This is a genomic window from Rhodopseudomonas sp. (assembly GCF_048594845.1).
Classification (GTDB): Bacteria; Pseudomonadota; Alphaproteobacteria; order Rhizobiales; family Xanthobacteraceae; genus Rhodopseudomonas.
Map to the genome: position 1 here is coordinate 17,625 of NZ_JBMDXE010000004.1, position 11,585 is coordinate 29,209.

Here is an 11,585-nt window from a genome sequence, read left to right on the forward strand (position 1 = left end):
CCATCGGACGGAATATAGCCTTCTCTGAGTTAGAGAGCACCCACCCCATCCCCGTCATTCCGGGGCGCCCGCACTTCGCGGGCGAACCCGGAATCCAGACGTTGTGGCAATGGCCGGTCGCAGAACGCTGCGAGATTCCGGGTTCGCGCTGCGCGCGCCCCGGAATGACAGCGGTTGGGGCGAGCAGGCCGCCGCAACGTGCGCCCGGGGATCGCCCGGGCATTCGATAGTCAGCCTTCGTTCATGATCGCCGAATTATAGTCTCCTCGCCCGGCCTAGGACCTTTGCCGGACTTTGGCGGGCACCCGAGCTGGACACAAAGCGACCGTAATTCCACGCAATTAGACCCCGCAACCAACCTTCAAAGAAGGATGCCGGCCGGACGGCCAGCCCGCTGATCAGGTCTCGACTTGTGAGACACGCGGGAAAAAGTATGGTGCTGCACGTCAGGAGCCCGCAGCCGCGGGGCGACGACCTGCCAGCCATATCGAGCCGAGCGATCGCAGCAACCAACGGCTGACAAGACCCCTCGACATGGACACTTCCGCTCAAGCCAAGGTTCTCGCCGCGCAATCACGCCGCGCGCTGTCGGCCCGGATCGCGCTGTTCGCGCTGCCTCTGCTGCTGCTCGCCCCGGCGCTGTGGAACGGCTATCCGCTGCTCCAATACGATACCGGCGGCTACCTGGCGCGCTGGTACGAAGGGTATCTGGTACCGAGCCGGTCGACGACCTACGGGCTGTATCTGCACTTCGGCGAGACCTCGCAGTTCTGGATCAATCTCGGCTTCCAGGCGATCATCACGCTGTGGATCCTGCAGCTGACGCTCCGGGTGTTCAACATCACCCGGCCGTTCTGGCTGGCCGCAGTCGGCGTGGCGCTTGTGGCGACCACGGCGCTGCCTTGGATCACCAGCATGTTGCTGACCGACATCTTCGCCGGCCTGTCGGTGCTGACGCTGTATCTGCTGGTGGCGTGCCGGGACCGTACCTCGACCGTCGAGAAGATCCTGCTGTTCGCCTTCACCACCTTCTCGGCCGCCACCCACAGCGCGACGGTCGGTGTGCTGACCGGGCTGTGCGCGGCCGGCTGGCTGCTCCTGCCGTTCCTGCGCGGCCGGCTCAGCGCCGTGGGCCTCGCCCAGGGCAGCATGACCGTGATCGCCGGCTCGCTGCTGCTGCTAGCCACCAACTACGCGCTGTCCGGCACCGTGTCGTGGACTCCCGGCGGCTCCAGCGTCGCGTTCGGCCGGATGCTGCAGGACGGCATCATCAAGCGATATCTCGACGACCACTGCGCCACCGTGAAGCTCAAGCTGTGCCCCTACAAGGACGAACTGCCGCCGACCGGCGACGACTTCCTGTGGGGCGGCAACAACATGTTCGACAAGCTCGGCCGCTTCGAAGGGCTGAGCGACGAGATGGAATACATCTCGCAACAGGCGGTGAAAGCTTATCCGTGGATGCAGGCCAAGGCGGCCGCCAAGGCGACCTGGGATCAGCTTATGCATGTCGGCACCGGCGAAGGCACCAACGGCTGGATCCCGCACACCTACGGCATCATCGAGCGCTACATGCCCAATCAGGTGACGTCGATGCGCGCCGCGCGGCAGCAGCACTGGGACATCAACTTCAATGCGGTGAACTGGGTGCACGTGCCGGTCGCGCTGGCCTCGATGCTGCTGCTGCTGGTGATCCTGGGCCGCGCCTTGGCCCGCCGCGAGCTCGACGACGTCTCGCTGCTCGCCGGATTCGTCGCCACCGCGCTGCTCGGCAATGCCATGATCTGCGGCATCATCTCCGGCCCCCACGACCGCTATGGCGCCCGCATCGTCTGGATCGCGACCTTCGTGGTGCTGATCGCCGGGGTCAAATACTTCGTCGACCGCCGCAATGCCGACGGTGACGAAGAATTGGCCGACTGATCAGGCGGTTCGTTCGGCACGTGCAAGGGGCGCCGGTGTCGCCCGCTGCCGCGGCCTGATGAACACCGCCACGACATCCGGGCAGGTTCGCCGGATGTCCGCGTCCAGCTCGTCGAATTTGCGCTCGATATCCCGGCCAAGACGGACTTCGTCGAAATCGAGCCGGAGCGCGACCAGCACCTGTCGCGGCGCGAGGTGCACCGTGAACAGGTCATCGGCGCTCACCACCGCATCATGCCGGCGAGCGATCTGCAGGATCCGTTCGCGGGTGCGCGGCCCGGCGGGTTCTCCCATCAGCAGCCCCTTGCTCTCGCGCGCCAGGAAAGCGCCGGTCGCGGCCAGCAACAGCGCAATGCCGATCGACGCGACGCCGTCGAGCGCCGGCATTGCCAGATAGTCCGATGCGAAGGTGCCGGCCAGCGCAATCAGAATTCCGATCAGCGCGGCGCTATCTTCGAACAGCACGATGAATGTCGTCGGGTCCTTACTGCGGGTCGCTGCCTCGATGTAGTCGAGATCCGGCACCACCCCGAGATCCGGCATCGCGGTTCGAAAGCCTTTCCAGGCGACGTACCACGAGCCGCTTTCGAACAGGAAGGCAAAGCCGAGCACGATGTAGTTGATCTTCACGTCGGTGATCGGCTCGGGCGTGATGATATGGATCACGCCTTCGTAGAACGACACGCCGGCGCCGATCGCGAAGATCAGCAGCGCGACGATGAAGCTCCAGAAGTACAACTCGCGGCCATGCCCGAGCGGGTGCATCTCGTCGGGCGGACGCGCGGCCCGATGAAGACCGTACAGCAGCAGGATCTCGTTGCCGGTGTCCACCAGCGAATGGACGCCCTCGCTCAGCATGGCTGAACTGCCGGTCCACGCCGCGGCGGCCATCTTGGTCACGGCGATCGCCAGATTGCCGACCAGAGCGGCGTAGATTGCAGGCTTGGACGAGGATGACGACATCGATCAGAGCGCTCCATTGCCGGTCAGGCGCCGTCATCCGCAAGCGTCCAAACGACACATGGCGATTCCGTCGCAGTCCGGAACCCAATGCGGAGCCCTCGATGTGGTTTCACCGATCCTCGCCGGTGCTTCCCTCGGCACGAACCGATCAACGAAAAAGCCGCGCGGATGTCCGCGCGGCTTTGGCATTGTATGGCGCTGAGACTAGCTCAACGCGGTGGTGTTACGGGCAGGAGCGCCGCACACCGCCCTTGGCGATGTAGGTGCCCGACGCCGGATCATAGCTCCGGAATCGCTGCGAGCAGTACGCAACCGCGTCATTCTGCTGCGCGGCCTGAGCCTGGCTGTTGGCGATCGCGCCGCCGATAATCGCGCCCGCCGCGAGGCCACCGAGCGCCGCGCCGGCACCCCAGCCGCCGCCGTGGTAATGACGGTGGCCATAGTAGCCGCGCGGGCCGTAGCCGTAGCCACGGTGGCCGTGCCAGCCGTGACGATACTGAACCTGTTCGATATTCGCCTTGGCGGCCACCGGGTTCGGGGTCGCCATCAGCGGAGCCGCCGAAGCCGGAACCGTCGCGACTGCCAGCGAACCGGCGATCAGCGCCATGACGGGCATCGTGCGTGACATCTTCATTCGTGTCTCCTTGTTGATTGCGTCGCTTCAGGGGAGTTAACCGGGGCGCGCCGGGAGGGTTCCGGATATTCGGCGGGAGCGACAATCCGCCTGACCTGTTGGAGCGCTTGCGTACCAAGCACCTACGTGCGAGCGCGCTACCGGAACTACGTGCGCGAAATCATCGGTCGTCGGCCGCGATCAGCACGCGCCAGTCGCCAGATCAGCGCGGCGCCGGCGGCAAGACCGATCGCTGCTCCCGCCCGCAGCCAAGCCGGATTGAACGTGATGGCGTAATTGCGGGACTCGGAATCGAAACCACCATGTGCACCGGGATCGCCGCGCCCCGCCTGATACAAATTGTCGGGCACGCGCGGATCTGCCGGCTCGTCGGTGGTTTCGTTCTCGATCCCGGCGCGCGCCAGCAATCGATCCGCCACCGATGGCATCAACATCTGCGCCGCGATCGCCTTCACCGCGGAGGTGCCGACCCAATATTCGCGCGGCCGCTCGAACGCGGCGCGGACCACTGCGGCGGCGATCGGCTCCGGCTGCACGATCGGACGCACCGGCGCCAGCTTGCGGTCGAACTTGTTCCGGGCCCAATCGAACTGCGGCGTGTTGACGGCCGGCAGATGCACCATGCTCAGCGTGATGGCGCTGTTCTCGTTCATCAGCTCGCTGCGTAGCGAGTCGATGAAGCCACGCGTTGCCGCCTTGGCGGCGCAATATGGCGCCTGAAACGGAATCGACCGATAGGCCAGCGCCGAGCCGATCGAGATGATCGCGCCGCGATTACGCGGACGCATATGGCGCAGGGCCGCGAGAGTCCCATGCACTTGGCCCAGATAGGTTACGCGCGTGACCTGCGCGAACTCCTCCGGGGTGATATCGACGCTGCAGCCATACACCGTCACCATGGCGTTGTTGACCCAGACGTCGATCGGCCCGAGTTCGCGTTCGATCCGCTCGGCCGCGGCGAACACCGCGTCGGCATCGCCGACATCCGCGACGATCGGCAGCGCGCGGCCGCCGGCGGCTTCGATCTCGCGCCGCGCGCCCTCCAGCCCCTCCTCGCCGCGCGCCAGCAGCGCGACCTGCCAGCCGAGTCGTGCGAACGCCACCGCGATCGCGCGGCCGACACCGGCGCTGGCGCCGGTGACCACCGCAGTGCGGGCTGTACGGATCGTCATGGCGATGTCCTTCCGAGAATCGTGCGAGGTAAGGCTGAACGAACTGCTCCGCAGGCCTGTCAACAAACCAACGCCTCGCCGCAGCACCGGTTGCACCGCCGTGCAGGACCGATGATGCGGACAACGAAAAGGGCGGCCCTGGGCCGCCCTTTGGAGTGCACCAATCAATCTCGGATGAAGAGCGGACGATCAGCCCTTGGCGATCGGCACCGCGACGAACCGCGCGGCTGCGTCGGCACTCTTCACCCGCATCAGCACGGCCTTGCGGCCGTGTTCGCTGGCCTGCTTCAGCGCGTCGCGGACATCGCCGGAGTTGGAGACCGCCTTGCCTGCGACGTCGAGAATGACGTCGCCGGTGCGCACGCCACGATCGGCCGCCGGACCGTCCGGATCGACGCTGGTGACGACGACGCCCTTCTGGCCGGAGCCCTCGACCTCACCGGCCGGCGCGACGCGGACGCCGAGATAGGGCCGCCCTTCGCTCTGGCCGGACTGATCGTTGCTCGCGACCTTCTGGGTATCGTTCGGCATTTCGGCCAACGTCAGCGTCATCGACTTCTGCTCGCCCTTGTGCAGCACGTCGAGCTTCACCGACGTGCCCGGCGCCATCATGCTGATCGTCCGCGCCAGTGCGCGCGAGTCCTTGATCTCGTCGCCATTGACCGCGGTGATCACGTCGCCGGCCGAGATGCCGGCCTTGGCGGCCGGGCTGCCGTCCTGCGGGCTGTCGACCAGCGCACCGCGCGCCTGCTTCAAGCCCATGCTGTCCGCGATGTCCGGCGTCACCGGCTGCACCTGCACGCCGAGCCAGCCGCGCGTCACGCTGCCCTTGTCCTTGAGCTGCGCGATCACCAGCTTGGCAGTCGCGGCCGGGATGTCGAAGCCGATGCCGACCGAGCCGCCCGATGGCGAGTAGATCGCGGTGTTGACGCCGATCACGTTGCCGCTGGTGTCGAACGCCGGGCCGCCGGAGTTGCCCTTGTTGATCGGCGCGTCGATCTGCACGTAGTCGTCATAGGGGCCCGAGCCGATGTCGCGGCCGCGCGCCGAGACGATGCCGGCCGTCACCGTGCCGCCGAGGCCGAACGGATTGCCGACCGCCACCACCCAGTCGCCGACGCGCGCCGGCTTGTCGGCGAACTTGACGTAGGTGAAGTCGGTCTTGGCGCCCTCGACCTTGATCAGCGCCAGATCGGTCTTCTTGTCGGTACCGACGACCTTGGCGGTGTAAACCGTGCCGTCGTCGGTAGTCACCTGCACCGACTTGGCGTGGTCGACGACATGGTTGTTGGTCACCGCATAGCCGTCCGGCGAGATGAAGAAGCCGGAGCCTTCGCCGGTGATCACTTCATGCCGCTTCGGCATGCCCTCCTGGCCGCCGCGGAAACCGAACTGGCGCTCGAACTGCTGGAACGGCATGCCCTGCATCTGGTCGTCGCTGTCGTCGTTGCGGATCAGCGGCGTGGTGCGGCTGTCCTCGTCGATCTTGACGCGCACCGAGATCACCGCCGGCTTCACCTTGCTGACGAGATCGCCGAAACCGGCCGGCGCGCCGGACGGCGACGCCGCCTCTGCGGCGTGCGCCGGCGAGGTGAAGGACGGCACCTCGTGCGTCAGATATCCGCCGGTCACCAGGGCGGCGCTCAGCGCTGCGGCCGAGGCCAGCAGGGCGAAGCGCCGCGGCTTCATGATCCGCCGCAGCTGCGCGTCCGATTTCGGGGTGTAGTCGATGTCGTTGCGATCCGTCTCATTGTGATTCATGGCGAGGCTCCAGTGTGTGATGAACAGGGCGTGAACTACTCACTGGAATATAGACGGCCGACATTACGCAGAGCTGTTTGGGAAATTAAGCTTTGGACATAGAACGTCGCCAAACCGGATCGCCTCACCCACGACTACGCGGGGCGCGCGAAGGTTCTGTCCGAAATTTCATGAAATGGAGAGAGCAAACGAGTCGACGCCCGCGGTGAAGACGCGACTCTCTTCGACGCTACTTCATCCGGGATTTCATCCGGACCTTCCACTTCGTCATGGCCGGACTTGCCCAGCCATGCACGCCTTGCTGCTACGCTCGATATCCAGACGGCCCAACTACGCAAATGCCCGGCACGAGGCCGGGCATGACGTTGCGGATCGCAACATAGTCAGTGCGAAACGCGCGACAACATCGCACGCTCGCTTGCTATCATTCGTCGCTTCACCGCTTCTTCAGCGACACCGAGACTTCGCGCACGTCGGTGCCCTGCGGTACGATCGTGACCGACTGCGTCGAGCCGCGGGTCGCGACCGAGAGCGACGCGGAGAAGCCGGGGCCGCCGACCTGCGCATCGATGCGGCCACCGCGCGCGCTGCCGGAAACCTGACCATTGGCGTTACGCGTGGCCTCGGTCCAGGTGCCGGTGATCCGTCCGCCGTTTTCTTCGACATGGCTGGTGATGTCGAACCGCGCGCTGTCGCTGGCGCAGACCAGCGTCTGCTGCAGCAGGTGCCCGCCGCCCGCCACCGCATAGGACGCGCGGCAGCGGATGCGTTCGGTCGAGCCGTCGGACAGCTGCACACGGCCTGTGCCGTTCCAGTAGCCTGCCAGTCCGTCGAAGGCGCCGGCGGCCAAGCTTGCCGTCGACGTCAGCCCGAGCGAGCCGAACAGTACGGCGGCGGACACGAGCCGCGTGGCGGAAGTCGATATCATCGGGAATCCCTTTCAGTACAAAGCGCCGAAAGCCACAACGGCGCATGCCCGATTGAGTTTCCTCAACACGCGGTGATCGTCGCGTGAGTGTGTCCCCGCGAGCTCAGCCCTACTCGCCCATCGCGGCGAGCACTGCGCGCGACTCCGCCACCCAGCCGAAGATGCCGCCCTGCGCTTTGATCATCGCAAGCCCGGCGGCGTGGAATTCCGGGAAGTAAGACGCGCAGCCGTCGGCGATGACGACGCAGCGATAGCCGCGATCGTTGGCCTCGCGCACCGTGGTGTTGACGCAGACCTCGGTGGTGACGCCGCATACCAGCAGCGTGTCGATGCCGTATTTCTGCAGCACGTCACCAAGCTCGGTGGCGTAGAACGCACCCTTGCCGGGCTTGTCGATGACGATCTCGTCGCCGCGCGGATACAGCTCTGCGACGATGTCGTGGCCGGGTTCGCCGCGGATCAATATGCGTCCCATCGGCCCGGGATCGCCGATCCGCAGGCTCGGCGCGCCGCGTGCGACCTTGGCGGGCGGCGCATCCGACAGATCGGGCAGATGGCCTTCGCGGGTATGAATGACCGGCAGCCCCATCCGCCGCGCTGCGGCCAGCACCGCGGCGATCGGCGGGACGGCGCGGGCGAGCTGCGAGACGTCGTTGCCCAGCGTCTCGCCGAAGCCGCCCGGCTCGAGGAAATCGCGCTGCATGTCGATGATCAGCAGCGCCGTGGTTGCCCAGTCGATTTCGATCGACGCAGGCTCCGCCACGATGCTGACGGACGCGGCGGATGTCGGGGACTGCATGGCGCTCTCCTGATGCGATCAGGTCGCATGATAGAGCAACGTCGCCCGCAAAGTCAGCGCCCTGCAGCACCTCAGCCGATGAAAAGCGCAATCAGCGTGCCGACGATGATGCCGCCGCAGGCCGCCGACAGTCCGAACGCCGCGCCCCACACCGCAAAATACAGGATCACCGAGCCGAGATTCTTTTCGAGGTGATCGCCATACATCAGGAAGCCCGCCGCGCAGCCGGCGAGCAGCACGGCCGCGACCGCGATCCGCACCCACAAGGCACGGCGCGGCGCGCGAGCCTGATACCACGCGCCCCATCCAAAGGCCGCGGCCAGCGCCACCCAGATCAAGATAAACCGGACCGCCATGGTGTCTTCCTGCAGGTGTTCTGACTACAGCTTTCGGCCTAAAGCGTGAAGTCAACGATCGGATGACGCGTCGCATGCGGTGCGGTTTTCCGCTAGGGTCGGCGGCGTTCCGACCTGGAAGAGACAGCCCCCGCTTGACCGATCCATCCCAGCATTCCTTCGCGACGCGACACAGCTCTGCCGGCGAAGGCCGCGGCGATGCGCCGCTGTTCGAGGCGATCGGTCTCACCAAGCGCTATGGCGGCTTCGTCGCCAATGAGGCGATCGACCTCGCCGTGGCGCCCGGCCGCATTCACGCGCTGCTCGGGGAGAACGGCGCCGGCAAATCCACCTTGGTCAAGCTGATCTGCGGCCTGATCCAGCCGGACGCCGGCACGATGCACTGGGCCGGCCAGCCGTTCGCGCCGGAAGGCCCGGCGGACGCGCGCGCGCACGGCATCGGCCTGGTGTCACAGCATTTCGCACTGTTCGAGAACCTGACCGTCGCCGAAAATATCGCGCTGGGATTGCCGGGCGCGACGCCGAGCGCGTTGTCGGCCCGGCTCGCTCAGGTCTCGGACGAATACGGCCTGCCGCTCGATCCACAGCGCGAAGTGTGGCGGCTGTCGGTCGGCGAGCGGCAGCGGATCGAGATCGTGCGCGCGCTGTTGCAGCAGCCGCGCTTCCTGATCCTCGACGAGCCGACCGCGGTGCTGACGCCGGCGGAGGCCGACCGGCTGTTCGCCGTGCTCGAGCGGCTGCGAGCCGGGGGCCGCGCCGTGCTGTACATCTCGCATCGGCTCGAGGAGGTGCAGCGGCTGTGCGACGCTGCCACCATCCTGCGGGCCGGCCGCGTGGTCGCCACCTGCGATCCACAGGCCGAGACTGCTGCGTCGTTGGCGCGGCTGATGGTCGGCACCGATGTCGTCCAGCCGCGGCCCCAGCCCGGCCACAGCATCGGCGCGGCCCGCCTAACAGTCAGCAGCCTCGACGTCGCGCCGGACGATCCCCACGGCGTGGCGCTGTGGTCGGTGTCGTTCGAGGTGCGCGCCGGCGAGATTGTCGGCATCGCCGGCGTGGCCGGCAACGGGCAGGACGAAGTGTTCGCGGCGCTGTCCGGCGAGCGGCCGCTGCGCGATGCCAACAGCATCGCGATCGACGGCCGGCCTTGCGGCGATCTGCCGATCACCCGCCGCCGCGCGCTCGGCGCTGCCTACGTGCCCGAGCAGCGGCTCGGCCACGCCGCGGTGCCGACGATGTCGCTCTCCGACAATGCCCTGCTGACGCATCACGCCGAGCCGGAGCTGGTGCGCACCGGCTTTGTCGATCGCGCCGCGCTGCGGGCGATGGTCGCGCGGATCGGCACGCGCTTCGATGTCCGCACCGCAGCGGCTGATCCCGAGGCGCGCCGGCTGTCCGGCGGCAATTTGCAGAAGTTCATCGTCGGGCGCGAAATCCTGCGCGGGCCGAAGCTGCTGGTGGTGAACCAGCCGAGCTGGGGCCTGGACGCCGGCGCCGCGGCGGCGATCCGCCAGGCGCTGATCGACCTCGCCGCACAGGGAGCCGCCGTGCTGGTGATCAGCCAGGATCTCGACGAACTGATCGAGATCGCCGACCGCATCGGCGTGATGTTCCACGGCCGGCTGTCGCCACTGGTGGAATCGGCCGAGTTCGATCGCGAACGCATCGGACTGCTGATGGGCGGCAGCGGCTGGCCGCAGCGGGAGGCGCAGCATGCCGCTGGTGCTTGAACGCCGCGCCGAGCGATCCGCTCTCGCTGCAGCATTGTCGCCGCTGATCGCGGTGGCGCTGACGCTGGTGACGATGGCGGCGCTGTTCGCCACGTTGGGCAAGGATCCGCTCGCGGCGCTCGGCGCGTACTTCGTCGCGCCACTGACCGACGGCTATGCGCTGCAGGAGATCGCCGTCAAAGCCTCGCCGCTGGTGATGATCGCGATCGGGCTGGCGCTGTGTTACCGCGCCAATGTCTGGAACATCGGCGCCGAGGGCCAGATGCTGATCGGCGCCGTCGCCGGAAGCTGGCTCGCGGTGATCACCCACGGCAGCGATGCCGGGCCGTGGCTGCTGCCGGCGATGCTGCTGCTCGGCGCCGCGGCGGGCGCGCTGTATGCGCTGATCCCGGCGCTGTGCAAGGTGCGGTTCGGCGCCAGCGAAATCCTGATCAGCCTGATGCTGGTCTATGTCGCCGACCTCGTGCTCGACTATCTGGTACGCGGACCGTGGCGCGACCCCGCCGGCTTCAACTTTCCCACCACCGCCGAATTCGATCCTGCGGCAACGATGCCGCTGCTGATCGAGGGCAGCCGTGTGCATCTCGGCGTGGTGCTGACGCTGCTGGCGGTGATCGCCGCCGCAGTCCTGCTCGGCCGCACGCTGAAGGGCTTCGAAATCCGCGTCGTCGGCGCCGCGCCGCGCGCCGCCCGCTTCGCCGGCTTCAGCGCCGAGCGACTGACGCTGACCACCTTCGCGATCTCCGGCGCGCTCGCGGGACTCGCCGGCATCATCGAAGTGGCGGGCCCGGTCGGGCATCTGCAGCCGGGCTTCTCGCCGGGCTACGGCTTCACCGCGATCATCGTGGCGTTTCTGGGCAGGCTCAATCCACTGGCGATCCTGATCGCCGGGTTGTTCCTGGCGCTGACCTTCATCGGCGGCGAGCAGGCGCAGATCACGATGAAGATCCCGCAGGACGTGACGCGGGTGATCCAGGGCGTGCTGCTGTTCTACGTGCTCGCCTGCGACTCGCTGATCCTGCACCGGATCCGGCGGATCGCGCCGCAGCGCAGGGCCGCCTGACATGATCGAGGCGATCCTGCTGTCGATCGTGGTCGCCTCGACGCCGCTGCTGCTGGCGGCGAGCGGCGAACTCGTCGCCGAGCGCGCCGGGGTGCTCAATCTCGGCGTCGAGGGCATGATGATCCTCGGCGCCGCCTGCGGCTTCGCCGGTGCGTGGGCGACCGGCTCGACCGCGATCGGCGCGCTGTGCGGGATCGCGGCCGGCGTCGCGCTTTCGGCGCTGTTCGCAGCGGCAGCGATCGGGCTTGCGATCAAT

General features: G+C 67.2%; 10 protein-coding genes and 1 pseudogene. 4 read left to right on the top strand and 7 right to left on the bottom strand.

Going from position 1 to position 11,585, the window contains the following annotated elements; translation table 11 throughout:
• Window positions 1-534 precede the first annotated feature (534 nt).
• Window positions 535-1,923, top strand: coding sequence for a hypothetical protein (locus ACOJTD_RS00205; protein ID WP_420130937.1), 1,389 nt, complete (start codon window positions 535-537; stop codon window positions 1,921-1,923).
• On the opposite strand, the gene ACOJTD_RS00210 is transcribed toward ACOJTD_RS00205, so the two are convergent.
• From ACOJTD_RS00210 to ACOJTD_RS00240, 7 genes are all read right to left on the bottom strand, one after another.
• The gene (locus ACOJTD_RS00210) at window positions 1,924-2,886 is read right to left on the bottom strand and encodes a cation diffusion facilitator family transporter (protein WP_420130938.1); all 963 of its coding nucleotides are present in this window, start codon (window positions 2,884-2,886) and stop codon (window positions 1,924-1,926) included. It abuts the gene before it with no gap.
• A gap of 223 nt (window positions 2,887-3,109) precedes the next feature.
• A complete protein-coding gene (locus ACOJTD_RS00215; RefSeq protein ID WP_420130939.1) occupies window positions 3,110-3,520 on the bottom strand; it encodes a BA14K family protein in 411 nt (136 codons plus the stop codon).
• Window positions 3,521-3,666: 146 nt separating this feature from the next.
• The gene (locus ACOJTD_RS00220) at window positions 3,667-4,692 is read right to left on the bottom strand and encodes an SDR family oxidoreductase (protein ID WP_420130940.1); all 1,026 of its coding nucleotides are present in this window, start codon (window positions 4,690-4,692) and stop codon (window positions 3,667-3,669) included.
• Between the two features lie 189 nt (window positions 4,693-4,881).
• A complete protein-coding gene (locus tag ACOJTD_RS00225; RefSeq protein WP_420130941.1) occupies window positions 4,882-6,453 on the bottom strand; it encodes a Do family serine endopeptidase in 1,572 nt (523 codons plus the stop codon).
• Window positions 6,454-6,889: 436 nt separating this feature from the next.
• Window positions 6,890-7,381: a hypothetical protein gene (locus ACOJTD_RS00230; RefSeq protein ID WP_420130942.1), complete on the bottom strand. Its 492-nt coding sequence runs from the start codon at window positions 7,379-7,381 to the stop codon at window positions 6,890-6,892.
• A 109-nt stretch (window positions 7,382-7,490) separates the two neighbouring features.
• Window positions 7,491-8,180, bottom strand: a complete 690-nt coding sequence (locus ACOJTD_RS00235; RefSeq protein WP_420130943.1) for a cysteine hydrolase family protein — start codon at window positions 8,178-8,180, stop codon at window positions 7,491-7,493.
• A 71-nt stretch (window positions 8,181-8,251) separates the two neighbouring features.
• Entirely contained in the window at window positions 8,252-8,536 is a 285-nt protein-coding gene (locus tag ACOJTD_RS00240; RefSeq protein WP_420130944.1) for a hypothetical protein, read from the bottom strand.
• A gap of 134 nt (window positions 8,537-8,670) precedes the next feature.
• Here ACOJTD_RS00240 and ACOJTD_RS00245 point away from each other — a divergent pair, with 134 nt between their 5' ends.
• The 3 genes and pseudogenes from ACOJTD_RS00245 to ACOJTD_RS00255 all read left to right on the top strand — a co-directional run.
• Window positions 8,671-10,266, top strand: coding sequence for an ABC transporter ATP-binding protein (locus ACOJTD_RS00245; protein WP_420130945.1), 1,596 nt, complete (start codon window positions 8,671-8,673; stop codon window positions 10,264-10,266).
• The gene (locus ACOJTD_RS00250; protein ID WP_420130946.1) at window positions 10,250-11,329 is read left to right on the top strand and encodes an ABC transporter permease; all 1,080 of its coding nucleotides are present in this window, start codon (window positions 10,250-10,252) and stop codon (window positions 11,327-11,329) included. The genes ACOJTD_RS00245 and ACOJTD_RS00250 overlap by 17 nt, the downstream gene beginning before the upstream one ends.
• A 1-nt stretch (window position 11,330) precedes the next feature.
• A pseudogene (locus ACOJTD_RS00255) lies at window positions 11,331-11,585 on the top strand (ABC transporter permease); the annotation flags it as partial.